This is a genomic window from Amycolatopsis sp. Poz14 (assembly GCF_006704225.1).
Lineage (GTDB): Bacteria > Actinomycetota > Actinomycetes > Mycobacteriales > Pseudonocardiaceae > Amycolatopsis > Amycolatopsis nivea.
In genome coordinates this window covers 5,151,584-5,166,643 of record NZ_JACLHD010000001.1, presented here as the reverse complement: position 1 = coordinate 5,166,643, position 15,060 = coordinate 5,151,584, and the positions used below count along the sequence as shown (strand labels likewise).

Here is a 15,060-nt window from a genome sequence, read left to right as displayed (position 1 = left end):
ACGGTGCAACGGCGGAGGGACAGCTCGTGGGACGGTTTCAGGTAGTCGGCGCGACGGTCGTCGACGGGTCGGGGCGAGATCCCGCCGAGGTCACGGTCACGGTCGAAGACGGGGTGATCGCGGAGTCCGACGCGTCCGGCGAGCGCTTCGCTGCCGACGGGCTGACGATGACGCCCGGCCTGATCGACGCGCACGTCCACCTGGGGCTGTCGAGCCCGATCGAACCGCAGTTCGCGTTTCGGCTCAGTACCGCCGAGCTCGCGGCGGACATCTTCGCCACGGCCGGCGCGGCGCTCGACGCCGGGTTCACGACGGTCCGGGACACCGGCGGCATCGACGGCGGCGTCGTCACCACGATCGCCAAGGGGAAGGTCCGGGGGCCGCGCGTGCTGTCGTGCGGACCGGTTCAATGCCAGACCGGCGGCCACGGCTACTACGGAGCCGAATGGGAGCCGACCGAACGGTGGAGCGACCATCACATCCCGGGCCTGTGCGCCCTGTCCATGCAGTCGGGCAACGCGAACGAGCTGCGCAGCAACGTGCGCGAGGCCTTCCGTCGCGGAGCCTCTTTCTTGAAGCTTTGCGTGACCGGCGGGGTGGTCAGCTCGCATGACCAGCTGACCGACACCCAGTTCACCGGCGAAGAAATCGCTGTCGCGGTTCAAGAAGCCGCCGCGCGCGGCACCTACGTGACGGTTCACGCGCACAACAACGAAGGCATCCGGAACGCCGTCGAGGCCGGGGTGCGCTGCGTCGAGCACGGCACCGACATCGACGAGCCGACAGCCGCCTTGATGGCCGCGCACGACGTTGCCCTGGTGCCCACGTTCGCCGTCGTTGAACAACTGCTTCGAGACACCGCGAGCACTGGCCTCAACGAGTCGATCCGCGAGCGAGTGCTGGGCGTTCGCGAGCGGATGGCCGAGGCGCTCGCTGTCGCCAAGAAGGCCGGGCTGCGGATCGGGCTGGGGTCTGACCTCATCGGGCCGGCCCAGCACCACCGAGGCGAAGAACTCGCCTTGCGAGCCGGTCTGGAGACGCCGATGGATGCTCTCGTGGCAGCCACGAAAACCAACGCCGAGATCCTCGGCCTTGCCGGCGAAGTGGGAGTCATCGCTCCCGGCTTTCAGGCGGATTTCGTGCTCTGGAACGGAAATCCGCTCGAGAATCCGCAGCTTTTCTCCGACCCGGCCAACGCGATCGTCGTCGTCCAGGCCGGACGCGTAGTGAAGGACCTCCGATGAGCACCCTGTGGCACGGCTGCTTCGCCGACACCGAATACTTCGAAATGCGTTCCGGCAGCGGGTACGACTACGGCGTCTGGGTCACCACGCCGCCGGGCTACGACCCCGCCACGACGCGGGCACCGGCCGTCTACGTGCTCGACGGCAACTGGGCCGTGGGCCAGACCGCCCCGCTGATCGTCACGCAGGCGGATCCCATGCAGCAGATCCAGCCGTACCTGCAGGTCAGCGTCGGCTACGCGGGCGAGGACGCGCAGCATTGGGCGCGGTTGCGCAACCGCGACCTCGTGCCGCCCGGCGAACCCGTCGCCCCGGAATTCGTGGATGCCGTGGAGATGGGCGTCAGCACGGGCCGGATGACCCGCGAGGAGGCCGACGCCTACCTCGCCGAACTTCGCGACACCCGCGCCGACGCGTTCCTGGCCTTCCTCGCCGAAGAACTCCACCCGCGCATCGAACGCGACTACGGCACGGCCGAGAGCGGTCACGGCCTCTTCGGCTACTCCTACGGCGGGCTTTTCAGCCTGTACGCCTGGCTCAGCGGCTGCCCGCTCTTCGAGAGCGTCGGAGCGGGCAGCCCCGGCGTTATCGGTGAAGACAGCCAGGTCTTCGCTCAACTCCGCGAGCTTGGCGACCGGCGGCCCGCCGCCAAGCTGCACGTGACCGTCAACGACCGGGAGCTTTTCGGGGACCTGGCCGTCTACCAGAACCTCGCGAAACACGCGGCCACGTTCCTGCACCGCGTCACGTCGCCCGCCGTCACCAGCGAGGTCTTGCGCGAAACGCACGTGACCGGGTTGCAGGCGTCGTTCCTCAGCTACCTCAGGACGTGCCGGTCCCAGTAGCGGCGTGGACTGCGGGTCGCCGGGCTGCCCACGGCATCGCTTCCTCCAGGAACGCGGCGACCCGCAGCAGCAACGATTCCGAACACACCGGCCCGCCCAGCTGCACTCCGATCGGCAACCCCCGCGAGGACTCGCCCAGCGGGAGGCTGATCGCCGGAGCACCGATCAGGTTGAACAACGGCGTGAACGAGCAAACGTCGAAAAGCTGCTTCGTCCACTCGGCCGCGGTGAGATCCGCGTTCGCGTCCAGACGGCCCAGCGGCGGCGCCGGGGTGGTGATCGTCGGGGTCAGCAGCAGGTCGTATCCGCTGAAAAACCGGCCTGCCTCCCGGGAAACGGCGTTCATCGCGCCCAACGCCGCGGTCAGTTCCATCGCGCTGATCGAACGGCCGTACTCGACGCACGCCCACGTGGTGCGTTCGAGATTCTCGGGACTCGCCGCGACCCCGGTCAGCTCTTCGATCCCGGCGACCGAACCGGCCAGGAATCCGGACCACAGCACGTGATTCGTGTGCAGGAACGCTTCCCAGTCGAAGACCGGCGTCGCGCGTTCGACGTGGTGGCCCGCCGCTTCGAGCACCTCGGCCACGGCTTCGACCGCGCGCGCCACCTCCGGGTCGACGTAGCTGCCCGCCCAGGATTCGGTGTGCAGGCCGATGCGCAGCCGTCCGGGATCGGCGCCGACCTCGTCGAGCCACGGGCGCGCGGGCGGGGCGAGGACGTACGGGTCGCCCGGATAGCTCATCGCGACCTCGTCCAGCAGGGCCGCGGTGTCCCGGATCGTCCGCGACACCGCGAGTTCCACCCCCATGCCGTACAACGGATCGGCGTAGTCCGGACCGGTCGGCACCCGGCCGCGGCTGGGCTTCAGTCCGACCAGGCCGTTGCAGGCCGCGGGTACGCGGATCGACCCGCCGCCGTCGTTGGCGTGCGCGATCGGGAGTGCCCCGGCCGCGACGAGCGCCGCCGAACCGCCGCTGGATCCGCCTGCGCTGTGCCCGGTGTTCCACGGATTGCGCGTCGAACCGTAGACCAGCGCTTCGGAATTGCCGTTGAACCCCAGCTCCGGCGTGGTCGTGACCGCCAGCGTCGCCAGGCCCGCCGCGCGGAAGCGCTCCATCAGGTGGGTGTCCGCCGGCGGCACGATGCCTTGCCCGAGCATCCGCGTGCCCATCCGGGTCGGCACTCCGGCAGCGTGCAGCACGAGATCCTTGATCGCGAACGGGACTCCGGCGAACCGGCCGTCGCGCGAGTAGTCGAGCGGGCGCTCGAACGGGCCGTCGGCGACCGCGTTCAGTTCCGGGTTCACCTTGCCGATGGCTTCGACCGCCAGTGCCGCGACCTCCTCGGCGGTGACCTCCCCGGAGGCGATGACCGCGGCCAGTGCGGTCGCGTCGAGGGCGGCGTATTCGTCAAGGTTCATCGAAGTCTCCTTCAGCCGGGGAACGGAAGGCTATGAGCGGGCGCGGGCGGCGGCATCGGCCGAAAAGCCGTTCCGTCGCCGCCGCGGATGTGCGTCCCGTTGACATCCGCGGCGGCGGCCGTTCATGCTCCGTCCGGCAGCGGAGGTGCGGAAATGACCGCGGATGTGCAGTGGTGGGCCCGGCTCGCCCGGGACGTGCGCGCGGCGGGCCGCGGCGAACTGCCCGTCGAAACCCCGCTCCGCGCAGTGCGGGACAAACTCGGTTTCGCCTGCGTCGCGTTGGTGAGCGGCAGCAAACAGCACACCACGACGGTCAACCTCGGCTATCCCGCGGACATGCTCGGCTACCTGACCACGACCTACCGCTGGAAGTGCCCGATCCACCTGCGCGCGACCCGGCTGGGCCTGCCGCTGCGCTTCGTCGACATCCCGGAGGTCCACGAGACCAGGACGTACCGGGAAGGCATCCAGCCCTACGGTTTCCGCGAAGGCGTGACGCTGCCGCTCTCGCCCGGTTCCGGTCCGGAGCGCAGCTTCGTCGCGCTGAGTTCCCTCCACGATCGGCCGTTGGACGACGGATCCGTCCTCGCGCTCACGATGCTGTCTCATGATTTCGCCGCGCTGGCCGACCCCGGTGCGGAACCGGGTGACCCCGCGGCCGACGTCGTCCTGCTCGTCTCTCCGGCGAAGGTCGACGTGCGCTCGGCTGCGATGGAGCGCCTGCCGCTGAGCGAACACGAGGCCCGGCTCGCCGCGCGGTGCACCACGGGCGAGCGGACCGGATTCCGCCATCGGGACGCGGACGGCGTCTGGTGGCAGGTGCTCGTCCGGGCGCGCCGTCCGGACGGAGTGCTGCTGCGGATTTCCCGCCTGCCCGATCCCGGGCCGTTGACCGGGCGGGAACTGGATGTCGTCGGTCTGGTCGCGCGCGGATGGTCGAACGAGCGGATCTCGGTGGCACTGGGGATCGCAGTTCGGACGGTGCGCAGCCACGTCGAGTCTTCGCTGGTGAAGCTCGACTGCCCGAACCGGACCGCGCTGGCCCGGCACGCGCTCGAGCACGACCTCGACACGCTCGGCGCGCTGGAGGCCGCGCACCGCTGATTGTGTCACAATCCTTGCGCTCCCGATGGGGCCGTGTTTCACTCCTCCTGCCCATGAATCGCGCGAGCGCCGATGGAGCACGAAGTTCACCGATTCGCGATTGTGTACCGATCCCCCGGCGGCCAGGAGGCAGCGGATGACCACGTTCGAACCCGAGCACCTGCCCCGGCGGGCGATCAAGCGGCGGCTGCCCCGGCCGTCGGAGATCCGGCCGCTGCTCAAATTCCGGCAGCCCCGGTTCGACGTCCGCGAGCGCCGCCTCGCCACCACGCACACCATCGACGACCTGCGCACCATCGCCCGCCGCCGCACGCCGCGGCCGGTTTTCGACTACGTCGACGGCGCGGCGGAGCAGGAAATCAGCCTCGGCCGGGCACGGCGGGCCTTCGAAAACGTCGAGTTGCATCCGCGCGTGCTGCAGGACGTCACCGAGGTGGACCCGGCGACGTCCGTCCTCGGTGGACAGTCCGCGCTGCCGCTTGTGCTGGCACCGACCGGTTTCACCCGCATGATGCACCACGAGGGCGAGATCGCCGTCGCCCGCGCGGCCGCCCGCGCCGGGATCCCGTACGTGCTCTCGACAATGGGCACCACCGATCTCGAAGACGTCCGCGCCAGCGCACCGTCCGCGCGGCAGTGGTTCCAGCTCTATCTCTGGAAGGACCGCGCCGCGAGCGAAGCGCTGGTCGAACGCGCAGCTCAGGCCGGGTACGAGGCGCTCGTTCTCACGGTCGACACCCCGATCGGCGGGGCGCGGATGCGCGATGTCCGGAATGGACTGACGATCCCGCCGACGCTGACCGTCCGCACCCTCGCCGGGATCGCGGTCCGGCCGTCCTGGTGGATGAACCTGCTGACCACCGAACCGTTGCAATTCGCCGCGTTGAGCAACTTCGACGGCACCGTCGAGGAACTGATCGGCACGATGTTCGACCCGTCGCTGACCGTCGAAGACCTGCGGTGGCTGCGCGGGCTGTGGCAGGGAAAGCTGGTCGTCAAAGGGATTCAGAGCGTCGCGGACGCCAAGGAGATGGCCGCTTCCGGCGTCGACGCCCTCGTGCTCTCCAACCACGGCGGCCGCCAGCTCGACCGCGCGCCGACCCCGCTCGAACTGCTGCCGCGCGTCGTGGACGCCGTGGGGGACGACTGCGAGGTCATCCTCGACACCGGCGTCCGGACCGGCGCGGACCTCGTTGCCGCACGGGCGCTGGGCGCGTCGGCCGCGATGGTCGGCCGGGCCTACCTGTACGGCCTGATGGCGGCCGGCGAGCAAGGCGTCGAGCGCGCGATCGAGATCCTCCGCGCCGAGTACGTGCGGACGTTGCGGCTTCTCGGCGTCAAGCGCACTGACGAGATCACGGCGGAACACGCCTCCCTGCGGCTGCCCGCCCGGATGTGACGGCGGGCTCGGCTAAGATCGGCAGTCGCTGTGGGAAGTTCTGCTGAAACGAGTGGCGAAGTGCGCGAACAGGCGGGCAGTACGCCGGGAAGCATCGCGCAAGCCCTCCGCGACGACCTCCTGGACGGCCTCCTCGAGCCCGGGACGCGGCTCACCGAGGAATCGCTGAGCGCCCGCTTCGGCGCCGGACGGCATTCGGTGCGGTCCGGCCTGCAGACGCTGGTGTCCGAGGGCCTCCTCGAACACCAGCGCAACAAGGGCATCGTCGTCCCCGCGGTGACGACCGAACGCATCGACGCGATGTGCTCGTACCGCTCCATTCTGGAACTCGGTGCGCTCCGGCTGGCTCTGCTGCAGAACGCGAACTTCGACGCGGTGGACGAAGCGGTGCGGCGACTCGAAGCGATGACCGCCGAAACCCCGTGGCGGCACGTGATCGAGGCACACAGCGCGGTGCACACGGAAATCGTGAAGGCCAGCGGGAATCCTCGCGTGCTCGCCGCGCACCGGGCCTGCGAGAACGAACTGAACTGCATGCTCGCGACGATCCGCGCCGAGTCCTCCGCGGCCCACCTGGCGACGACGCACCGGCACCTCGTCGACCAGCTCCGCGTCGGCGGCCAGACCGCTCTGAAGGCCCTGGAGGACGACCTCGAACTCGGCGGTCGCGCGATGATGCACCTCGCGCTGCGCCGCCGGAACGAGGTGCCCCACCTGCTGCCGTGAGCGTTCCTGCCGGGACCCCGGCTCCCCTACAGAGCAGCCACCGCCCGCTCCCCCGGCACCGCCCGCACCGCCACCGGTCCCGCGTCCAGCAACCCGCGCCGAGCCAGCTCCGGCCGCACCCCCTCGCCGAACCAGTACGCCTCCTCCAGATGCGGATACCCGGACAGCACGAACTCCGAGACCCCGGCCTCGCGGTACTCCTCGATCAAGTCCGCGATCTCCGCATAACTCCCCACGAGCGCCGTCCCCGCACCGCCGCGCACCAGGCCGATCCCGGCCCACAGCGCCGGATGGATCTCCAGCTCCCGCGCCGTCGTCCCGGCCCGGCCGCCGTGCAGCGCGACCATCCGCCGCTGCCCCACCGACTCGCTCGCCGCCAGCTGCGACTGCGCCTTCGCGATCTGCTCCGGGCTCAACGCGTCCAGCAGCTTCTGCGCCTCCGCCCAGGCCTCCGCCGACGTGTCGCGCGCGATCGTGTGCAGCCGGACGCCGAACCGGACCGTGCGACCCTCCCGCTCAGCCAGTTCCCGCACCCTGCCGATCTTCTCCGCGACCTGCGCGGGCGGTTCGCCCCAGGTCAAGTAGACGTCGGCGTGCCGCGCGGCGACCGGGAGCGCCGCCGACGACGAACCGCCGAAGTACAGCGGCGGCACCGGATCCGGCGCGGCGAGCGTCGTGGCTCCTTCGACGCGCAAGTGGTCGCCGGCGAAGTCGAACGGCTTTCCCGACCACACGCCGCGCACGATCGACAAGAACTCGTCGGTCCGGGCGTACCGGGCGTCGTGGTCGTGCCAGTCGCCGAACCGGCGCTGTTCGACCGCGTCGCCGCCGGTCACGATGTTCAGCAGGACCCGGCCGCCGGACAGCCGCTGGAAGGTGCCGGCCATCTGCGCGGCGAGCGTCGGCGAGATGACGCCCGGCCGGAACGCGACCAGGAACTTCAGCCTGCTCGTCTCGCGGATCAGCGCGGCGGTGGTCAGCCAGGCGTCCTCGCACCAGGTGCCAGTCGGGGTCAGCACGCCCTCGAAACCCAGTTGTTCGGCCGCGCGCGCGACCTGCGCGAGGTAGTCCAGATCCGCCGGTCGCTGCGCGCTCGGGCCCTGGGACTTGCTGGCGTGGAAGCGTTCCACGATCGTCCGGCCGTCCCCGGTGGTCGGCAGGAACCAGTGCAGTTTCAGGCTCATCCGTTCCTCCTCGCGGCCTCGATGTCGGGCCCGTAGCGGCGGTCGACGAACGCCGCGAAGTCGACCTTCCCGGGCAGCGTGCCCTCGTTCGTGAACGCGTCGGAGAGCTGTTGTTCGGACGCGACGACGGCGTCGTCCAGCGGGATCGGCCGGTCCCTTCCGGCGGAGACGGCCTTCTTCGCCACCTCCGGTTTCAACCCGGTTTCCGCCGCCCACGCGCGCGCCCATTCGTCGGGGTGCGAATTGGACCAGAGCTGGGCTTTCACCACGCGCTGCACGAAATCCTTGATCGCCGAGTTCTTGCCCGGATCGGCCAGCGCGGTCGTGCTGGCGGTCTCGAAAGCGAGCCCGTTGGACGCGCCGCGGCCGTCGGCGAGCACGCGGGCATGCGCGTCGATCTGGGCCTGTGCGGTGTAGGGATCCCAGATCGCCCACGCGTCGATCTGGTGCTGTGTGAACGCCGCGAACGCCTCGGACGGCTGCAGGAACGAGATCTTGATGTCCTTGGTGGAGAGACCAGCCTTCTTGAGCGTGTTGAGCAGCTGCCCGTGCGCCGAACTCCCCTTCGCGACACCCACCGTCTTGCCCCGCAGGGAAGCGACATCCGTCAGCGGCGAATCCGGCGGCACCAGAATGGTTTCCCGCTCCACATTGCTCTTCGCCACGCTCACCACGGAGATCTTCGCCTTCGACGCGGCCGCGAAAATCGGCGGCGTATTGCCCACCCGGCCGACGTCGATCGCCCCCGCCGAAGCCGCCTCCAGCAGCGGCGGCCCGGAAGTGAACGTGGACCATTCGATCCGGTACGGCGTGCCGGTCAGCTGATTCGCCGCGGTGAGCAGGGATTTCACCCCGCCCTTCTGATCGCCGACGCGCAGCGTGACCTTCTTCAGCTCCGCGGGCGAAACCGCGGCGGGAACCGGCGCGCGACCGTCCGAAGCGGACGACGAGCAGGCGGCGAGCCCGGTCAGCAGAAGCGCTGCGGCCAGGACGTTACGCAGATGCACCTTCGGTCACTCCCAGATCGGCCAGGACGCGGCTGCGCACCTCGGCGTGGTCGGCGGCCTTCCGCGGACGCGGCTGGCCGAGCACGTGTTCGGCGACGATGTGGCCGTCGCCCAGGACGAGGATCCGGTCGGCGAGCACGAGCGCTTCGTCGACGTCGTGAGTCACCAGCAACACGGCGGGCTCGTGCGTGCGCCACAGGTCTTCGACGAGCCGGTGCATCGCCAGCCGGGTCAACGCGTCGAGCGCGCCGAACGGTTCGTCCAGGAGCAGCAGATCCGGCTCGCGGACCAAGGCCCGGGCGAGCGAAACCCGTTGCGCCTCACCGCCGGACAGCGTGAGCGGCCACTTGTCGGCATGCTCCGCCAGCCGCACCTCGGCCAGCGCTTTCTCCGCGACCGCGCGGTCGTGGTCCGGACGCAGGCCGAGCACGATGTTGCGCCAGACCTTGCGCCACGGCAGCAACCGCGGTTGCTGGAACGCGACGGAAACCGTGCCGTCCACGGCGGCCGTGCCCTCGATCTCTTGATCCAGCCCGGCCAGCACCTTCAGCAGCGTCGACTTCCCGGACCCGCTCCGCCCGAGCAGCGCGACGAACTCGCCGCGCCCGATGTCCAGGTCGAGTCTGTTGAGGACAGTGCGGTCGCCGAATTTCTTCGCGAGGTCACGGACCTCGACTACCGGGCTCGCCATCGCAAGGCCCTCCTTTCGAGCAGCCGGACGAGGGCGTCGGTGACGAGGCCCAGCACGGCGTAGACCACGAGCCCGACCACCACGACGTCGGTGCGCAGGAATTCGCGGGCATTGTTGATGAGATAACCGATCCCGGCGTCCGCGTTGACCGTCTCGCCGACGATCAGCGCCAGCCACGCGACCCCGAGCGACTGCCGCAGCCCGACCAGAGCCTGCGGCAACGCGCCTGGCAGGACGACGTGCCACAGCCGTTCGGCGCGGGTGAATCCCAGTGCCCGCGCGGCTTCCACGAGTTGCGGGTCGGCGGTGCGGATTCCCGAGTGGACATTCAAGTACAGCGGAAACGCCACGCCCAGCGCCACCAGGAAGATCTTGGTCTCTTCGCCGATCCCGAACCACAGGATGAACAACGGGATCAACCCGAGGAACGGCAAGGTCCGCAGCATCTGCACCGGCGGATCGACCAATGCCTCACCCCAGCGGGACAACCCCGCGACGGCCCCGAGCAGTAGTCCGGCGAGCGCCCCGAGCGCGAATCCCGCGCCGACGCGGCCGAGCGAAACCGCGAAGGCGCTGCCGAGTTCGCCGCTGCGGGCGACGTCGACTCCGGCTTGCAGGACAGTCCAGGGCGAGCTGAGTTTGTCGGGCGGCAACGCGCCGGTCGAACTGGCGATCTGCCACGCCGCGACCAGCGCGACCGGGCTGATCCAGCGGCGCGGCGACGGCAGCCGCCGCGGCGCGCGCTTGGGCACGGCCGTTTCGGCGCGCGGCAGCACGCCCGTGGTGGAAATCGACACGGATTTCTCCCGGGTGGGGTTTTCGGTTCAGGGAAAGGGATTCAGCCGCGGGTCAGACAGACCGCGCTCGCCTGCTGCCGGAGGTCGACGTGCAGGCGGCACACGAGGAGGACGCCGCGCTTCATGTCCCCGAGCTTCGATCCCCGGACGGGTGAAGTCAATGTCGGGCCGGACGGCTCTCACGCACTGGAATCCGTGCCGCGGTGTACGGGTTTTGTTCACCGGGCGGGCAGCCCTGTGCCCGGGATCCGGGACAGGTTTCCCGGTCCGCTGCCGAACACCGGCGCGTGGGCGTCACGAAATTGTCGGTGCCGTGGGGTACAAGATCACCATGTACTTTTTCCAGGCACAGCAAGCACTCTCCGCCGAGCCGGACCGGCGACGGCCTGGCTCAGCCGCCGAACATCATCCGCCATTCCTCGAGCGACCGGGGCCGGAACACGAAATTCGAGCTCTTCACCCGGGACAGCGACGCCGAAGACTCTGGCGAATATTGGTGTCCCGGGTACACCACTGGGTCGCCGGGCAGCGTCGCCAGCCATTGCAGGCTGCGGAAAATCGCGTCCGCGTCGCCGCCGGGGAAGTCGGTCCGGCCGCAGCCCTCGAGGAACAGCGTGTCCCCGGAGACCAGCCGGTCGCCGACCAGGAAGCACTGGCTGCCCGGCGTGTGCCCGGGCGTGTGGAGCAGCCGGATGTCGATCGAGCCGACCGTCACCACGTCGTCGTGCTCGTGCGCGCGCAGGTCGGTGTCCGACACGCCGGTCACCCGGCGCACCCACTCGCTTTCCTGCGCGTTGACGTGGATCGGCACCGGCCGCAGCGCGAGCAGTTCCGCGATCCCGGGCAGCGAGAAGCCCATCATGTCGCCGCCGACGTGGTCGGGGTGGTGATGCGTCGCGAGCACGCCGGTCAGCCGCATCCCGTCGGCTTCCAGCGTCTCGACCAGGTCGCCCACCGCGTACGCGGGGTCCACCAGCACCGCCTCGCCCGATTCGCGGTCCCCGATCAGGTAAGCGAAATTCACCATCTGGGTCGCGACGGCGTCCCCGACGGCGAAATCGCGGCCGGCGAGCAACTGGCGGAAGTAGAGCTGGTCTGCCATGCCCGCAGCGTAACGTCACTCCCCCACGGAGCCGTCGGCCAGTTCCCGCAGCGCGTCGAGATGCCCGACGTGCCGCGCGGTCTCCTGCACGACATGCGCCAGCACCCAGCGGACGGTGAACTCCCCCGACCGGCGCGTGCGGTCCTCCGGCGAAAGCCCGGCCAGCGCTGCCGCCGCCCGTTCCCTTTCCGCCCGATACGCCGCGACGACGGTCGTGACGTCGTCTTCCGGAGTCAAGTCCCAGCTCGGGTCCGGCGAGCACGGCCACAGCGAGGGCTCGTCGGAGCCGCCCGCCTCGATCACCAGCCACCACCGCTCGACCGCGGTCAGATGCTTGAGCACGCCCAGCGCGCTGGTCCGCGGCGAACTCGGCAGCGGCGTCGCGGCCGCCTGCTCCCGGGCCAGCCCGGTGATCTTCTGCACCGCGGTCGCCCGGAGGAAGTCGAGGAACCGCGTCTGCACGGTCATCTCGTCGCCGTCGAGCGGATCCGGCCAGACCCGTTCTGCCTCCGCCATGGCCCCGACCCTACTGGCGCCGGAGAGGAATACGCTCGGCGTCATGGTGTGGGGATTTCTGTGCGCGCTGCTGTCCGCGGTGGCCTACGGCGTCGCTTCGGTGATGCAGGCGGTGGCCGCGAAGGCCGCGCCGGACGAGGGCGGCGCCGGGGTCGACCCGCGTTTGCTGCTCCGGGTGCTGAAGCAGTGGAAGTTCGTCGTCGGACTGCTGCTCGACGGCGTCGGCTTCGTCGCGCAGATCGCTGCTCTGCACGTCCTGCCGCTGTTTCTGGTCCAGGCGACGCAAGCCGCGAGCCTGGCGGTGACGGCCGTCGCGGTACGGGTGTTCGGAGTCCGGCTCGGGGCGCGGGAATGGACCGCCGTCGGCGTCGTGGTCGCTGGGCTCGCGCTGCTCGGTTCGTCCGCGGAAAGCGAAGGTTCCAGCGAGGTCGGCCTCGGTTTCCGCCTGACGCTCGCCGGTGCCGCCGTGGTTCTCGGGATCGCCGGTCTCCTTGTCGGGCGCGCGGGCGACCGCGTACGCACCGCTGGGCTCGGGCTGGTCGCCGGGCTGTGCTTCGGACTGGTCGCGGTGGCGGGCCGGGTCATCCAGAGCCTCGCGCCGCTGGACCTGCTGCGCGACCCCGCGCTGTACGTCGTCGCGGTGGCGGGCGCGCTGGCCATGCTGTTCTTCGCCACCGCACTGCAACGCGGCAGCGTCACCACCGCCACCGCGATGATGGTGCTCGGCGAAACGGTCATGCCGTCGCTGATCGGCGTCCTGCTGCTGGGCGACCGGACCCGGCCCGGGTTCGCCGTGGTCGCACTGATCGGCTTCGTCCTCGCCGTGGCCGCCGCGCTGGCCCTGGCCCGCTTCGGCGAGCCCGAACCGGCTGTCGCCTCCGTCGGAGACCAGCCGCCGGAAGCAGAGCCCGCGGGACGCGACGTCCGCCGATGACGCCGCCCGACACGGTCTTGGTGAAAGGTTAGGCTAGCCTTCTCCAGCGGACGAAAGGGAGGAACCGGCGACCCGACCGGCCTCGTCCGCACGAACGGAGGCGCCGATGACCACCGGCCGGGACGTCCTGCGCAGTGCGATCGCCGGACAACGGAAATCCGTCGTCGCCGCAGCCGTCCTCGCGGCGGGGCACCAGGGTGGCGAGGCGCTCGTCCCGGTAGTGATCGGCGTGGTGCTGGACCGGGCCGTCGCCGACAGCTCCGTGCTGACGCTCCTCGGCTGGCTGGCCGTGCTGGCGGTGGTCTTCCTGGTGCTCTCCTCCAGCTACCGCTTCGGCGCGCGGGCCGCAGAGGGCGCGTCCGAGCGGGCCGCGCACGAGATCCGGCTCGCGGTCAGCCGTCGCGTCCTGCATCCTCGCGGCGGCGCGGAGAACGGTGCGCTCGCCGGGGAACTGGTGAGCGTCGGAACCTCGGACGCCCGCCGGGTCGGGATGATCAACGCGGTGCTTCCGTTCGGCATCGCCGCGCTCGCCGGGCTGGTCGTGAGCGCGGTCGTGCTCCTCCGGATGTCGGTGCCGCTCGGGCTGCTCGTCCTTCTCGGCACCCCGCCGCTGCTGTTCCTCGCCCATCTCATCGGGAAACCGCTGGAGAAGCGCAGCGCACTGGAACAGGAACGCGCCGCGCACGCCTCCGGGGTCGCGGCCGACCTGGTCAGCGGGCTGCGCGTGCTGAAAGGCATCGGCGCGGAACCGGCGGCGACCGCGCGGTATCGACGCACCAGCCGGGATTCCCTGCGAGCGACCATCCGCGCGGCTCGCGCGCAGGCGTGGCACAACGGCGCCCTGCTCGCGCTCACCGGGATCTTCATCGCGATCGTCGCCCTCCTCGGCGGCTCGCTCGCCGCGAACGGCGAGATCTCCGTCGGCGGCCTCGTCGCCGCGGTCGGGCTGGCGCAGTTCCTGCAGACGCCGTTCACCATCTTCGCCTGGGTCAATGGCCAACTCGCCCAGGGCCGCGCTTCCGCCGCCCGAGTCGCCGCAGTGCTCAGCACACCTCCCGCAGTCCCGGACGGCACCGGCGAACTGCCCGCCCCAGCGACAGGCAGCGTTGAGCTTTCCGCGGTATCGCACGGAAAACTCAACGAACTCGACCTCACCGTCCCGCCCGGCGAACTGCTCGGCATCGTCACCACCGACCCCGCCACGGCCACCGATCTCCTCGACTGCCTAGGCCGCTTCGCCGATCCACACGCCGGCACCGTCCACGTCGACGAGGTGAATCTGTCCACTGTGGACCCCGACCGAGTCCGCGAGGTCGTCCTAGTCGCCGCGCACGACACAGACCTCTTCGAAGGCACCGTGGAAGACAACGTCCGCGGCGGCATGCCCGCCATCCCGGACGGAGTGCTCACCGCCTCAGCCGCCGACGAGGTCGCCGCGACTCTCCCCTCCGGCACCGCCACCACCGTCACCGAACGCGGCCGCTCCCTGTCCGGCGGACAACGACAACGGGTCGCCCTCGCCCGCGCCCTCGCCACCGAAGCTCCGGTCCTGGTGCTGCACGATCCGACCACCGCCGTCGACACCGTCACCGAAGCCCGCATCGCCGCCGGGGTCGCGGAACTTCGCCGCACCCGCACCACCATCGTGGTCACCACGAGCCCGGCGCTGCTCGCCGTCACCGACCGGGTCGTACTCCTCCAGGACGGCCAGGTCGCCGCCGAAGGCACCCACCCCGAACTCGTCCGCACGAACGCGACCTACCGAGCGGCGGTCCTCTCATGACCCAACGCGTCGCGGAACCTCGCCCCCACCGCACCACGATCGTCGTCACCGCACTCCTCGAACACGGCCACATCACCACCCAAGGCACCCACCCCGAACCCGTCCACACCGAACCCGCCTACCGAACGGCGGCCCTCTCATGAACCAACACATCGCGGAACCGCGCCCCCACCGCACCACGATCGTCGTCACCGCACTCCCCGAACTCGGCCACACCGAACCCGCCCACCGAACGGCGGTCCTCCCATGACCCAACACGTCACGGAACCGCGCCCCCACCACACCACGATCGTCGTCACCGCACT

Annotated in this window: 15 protein-coding genes; 8 read left to right on the top strand and 7 right to left on the bottom strand. The window is 70.4% G+C overall.

What is annotated here, in order from left to right:
• Positions 1-26 precede the first annotated feature (26 nt).
• Positions 27-1,244 carry an amidohydrolase family protein gene (locus FKO37_RS24485; protein ID WP_134727454.1) on the top strand — a complete coding sequence of 406 codons (1,218 nt, stop codon included), beginning with the start codon at positions 27-29 and terminating at the stop codon, positions 1,242-1,244.
• Positions 1,241-2,089, top strand: a complete 849-nt coding sequence (locus FKO37_RS24480; RefSeq protein ID WP_238605889.1) for an alpha/beta hydrolase — start codon at positions 1,241-1,243, stop codon at positions 2,087-2,089. Before FKO37_RS24485 ends, FKO37_RS24480 begins: the two co-directional genes overlap by 4 nt.
• Here FKO37_RS24480 and FKO37_RS24475 read toward each other — a convergent pair.
• On the bottom strand, positions 2,067-3,512 hold the full coding sequence (locus FKO37_RS24475; RefSeq protein WP_238605888.1) for an amidase: 1,446 nt from the start codon (positions 3,510-3,512) through the stop codon (positions 2,067-2,069). The genes FKO37_RS24480 and FKO37_RS24475 overlap by 23 nt on opposite strands.
• Positions 3,513-3,665: 153 nt before the next feature.
• Between FKO37_RS24475 and FKO37_RS24470 the strand changes: the two genes are divergently transcribed.
• From FKO37_RS24470 to FKO37_RS47590, 3 genes are all read left to right on the top strand, one after another.
• Positions 3,666-4,616: a LuxR C-terminal-related transcriptional regulator gene (locus tag FKO37_RS24470; protein ID WP_238605887.1), complete on the top strand. Its 951-nt coding sequence runs from the start codon at positions 3,666-3,668 to the stop codon at positions 4,614-4,616.
• A 136-nt stretch (positions 4,617-4,752) separates the two neighbouring features.
• Positions 4,753-6,015 (top strand): alpha-hydroxy acid oxidase, encoded by a 1,263-nt coding sequence (locus tag FKO37_RS24465; RefSeq protein WP_238605886.1) that lies wholly within the window; start codon positions 4,753-4,755, stop codon positions 6,013-6,015.
• A gap of 60 nt (positions 6,016-6,075) precedes the next feature.
• The gene (locus FKO37_RS47590; RefSeq protein ID WP_167756313.1) at positions 6,076-6,741 is read left to right on the top strand and encodes a GntR family transcriptional regulator; all 666 of its coding nucleotides are present in this window, start codon (positions 6,076-6,078) and stop codon (positions 6,739-6,741) included.
• A 26-nt stretch (positions 6,742-6,767) separates the two neighbouring features.
• On the opposite strand, the gene FKO37_RS24455 is transcribed toward FKO37_RS47590, so the two are convergent.
• The 6 genes from FKO37_RS24455 to FKO37_RS24430 all read right to left on the bottom strand — a co-directional run bounded on the left by FKO37_RS24455 (position 6,768) and on the right by FKO37_RS24430 (position 12,038).
• Positions 6,768-7,925, bottom strand: coding sequence for an LLM class flavin-dependent oxidoreductase (locus tag FKO37_RS24455; protein ID WP_238605885.1), 1,158 nt, complete (start codon positions 7,923-7,925; stop codon positions 6,768-6,770).
• Positions 7,922-8,932 carry an ABC transporter substrate-binding protein gene (locus FKO37_RS24450; protein WP_167756312.1) on the bottom strand — a complete coding sequence of 337 codons (1,011 nt, stop codon included), beginning with the start codon at positions 8,930-8,932 and terminating at the stop codon, positions 7,922-7,924. The genes FKO37_RS24455 and FKO37_RS24450 overlap by 4 nt, the downstream gene beginning before the upstream one ends.
• Complete coding sequence (locus FKO37_RS24445) at positions 8,919-9,623, bottom strand: ABC transporter ATP-binding protein (RefSeq protein WP_238605884.1); 705 nt, start codon at positions 9,621-9,623, stop codon at positions 8,919-8,921. Before FKO37_RS24445 ends, FKO37_RS24450 begins: the two co-directional genes overlap by 14 nt.
• The gene (locus FKO37_RS24440; RefSeq protein ID WP_238605883.1) at positions 9,608-10,420 is read right to left on the bottom strand and encodes an ABC transporter permease; all 813 of its coding nucleotides are present in this window, start codon (positions 10,418-10,420) and stop codon (positions 9,608-9,610) included. The genes FKO37_RS24445 and FKO37_RS24440 overlap by 16 nt, the downstream gene beginning before the upstream one ends.
• A 391-nt stretch (positions 10,421-10,811) precedes the next feature.
• The gene (locus FKO37_RS24435) at positions 10,812-11,522 is read right to left on the bottom strand and encodes an MBL fold metallo-hydrolase (RefSeq protein WP_238605882.1); all 711 of its coding nucleotides are present in this window, start codon (positions 11,520-11,522) and stop codon (positions 10,812-10,814) included.
• Between the two features lie 15 nt (positions 11,523-11,537).
• Positions 11,538-12,038 (bottom strand): DUF664 domain-containing protein, encoded by a 501-nt coding sequence (locus tag FKO37_RS24430; protein WP_238605881.1) that lies wholly within the window; start codon positions 12,036-12,038, stop codon positions 11,538-11,540.
• A gap of 43 nt (positions 12,039-12,081) precedes the next feature.
• Between FKO37_RS24430 and FKO37_RS24425 the strand changes: the two genes are divergently transcribed.
• The 3 genes from FKO37_RS24425 (at position 12,082) to FKO37_RS24415 (ending at position 14,898) form a co-directional block, all read left to right on the top strand.
• Positions 12,082-12,972 carry a hypothetical protein gene (locus FKO37_RS24425; RefSeq protein WP_134661650.1) on the top strand — a complete coding sequence of 297 codons (891 nt, stop codon included), beginning with the start codon at positions 12,082-12,084 and terminating at the stop codon, positions 12,970-12,972.
• 106 nt (positions 12,973-13,078) lie between these two features.
• A complete protein-coding gene (locus tag FKO37_RS24420) occupies positions 13,079-14,755 on the top strand; it encodes an ABC transporter ATP-binding protein (protein WP_238605880.1) in 1,677 nt (558 codons plus the stop codon).
• On the top strand, positions 14,752-14,898 hold the full coding sequence (locus tag FKO37_RS24415; RefSeq protein ID WP_167753936.1) for a hypothetical protein: 147 nt from the start codon (positions 14,752-14,754) through the stop codon (positions 14,896-14,898). The genes FKO37_RS24420 and FKO37_RS24415 overlap by 4 nt, the downstream gene beginning before the upstream one ends.
• The last annotated feature ends 162 nt before the right edge of the window (positions 14,899-15,060 follow it).

Bases quoted from the DNA above. Each gene is read 5' to 3' on its own strand.
- FKO37_RS24480 (WP_238605889.1), top strand. From the start codon at position 1,241: ATGAGCACCCTGTGGCACGGCTGCTTCGCCGACACCGAATACTTCGAA.
- FKO37_RS24475 (WP_238605888.1), bottom strand. From the start codon at position 3,512: ATGAACCTTGACGAATACGCCGCCCTCGACGCGACCGCACTGGCCGCG.
- FKO37_RS24470 (WP_238605887.1), top strand. From the start codon at position 3,666: ATGACCGCGGATGTGCAGTGGTGGGCCCGGCTCGCCCGGGACGTGCGC.
- FKO37_RS24465 (WP_238605886.1), top strand. From the start codon at position 4,753: ATGACCACGTTCGAACCCGAGCACCTGCCCCGGCGGGCGATCAAGCGG.
- FKO37_RS24455 (WP_238605885.1), bottom strand. From the start codon at position 7,925: ATGAGCCTGAAACTGCACTGGTTCCTGCCGACCACCGGGGACGGCCGG.
- FKO37_RS24445 (WP_238605884.1), bottom strand. From the start codon at position 9,623: ATGGCGAGCCCGGTAGTCGAGGTCCGTGACCTCGCGAAGAAATTCGGC.
- FKO37_RS24435 (WP_238605882.1), bottom strand. From the start codon at position 11,522: ATGGCAGACCAGCTCTACTTCCGCCAGTTGCTCGCCGGCCGCGATTTC.
- FKO37_RS24430 (WP_238605881.1), bottom strand. From the start codon at position 12,038: ATGGCGGAGGCAGAACGGGTCTGGCCGGATCCGCTCGACGGCGACGAG.
- FKO37_RS24425 (WP_134661650.1), top strand. From the start codon at position 12,082: ATGGTGTGGGGATTTCTGTGCGCGCTGCTGTCCGCGGTGGCCTACGGC.
- FKO37_RS24420 (WP_238605880.1), top strand. From the start codon at position 13,079: ATGACCACCGGCCGGGACGTCCTGCGCAGTGCGATCGCCGGACAACGG.
- FKO37_RS24415 (WP_167753936.1), top strand. From the start codon at position 14,752: ATGACCCAACGCGTCGCGGAACCTCGCCCCCACCGCACCACGATCGTC.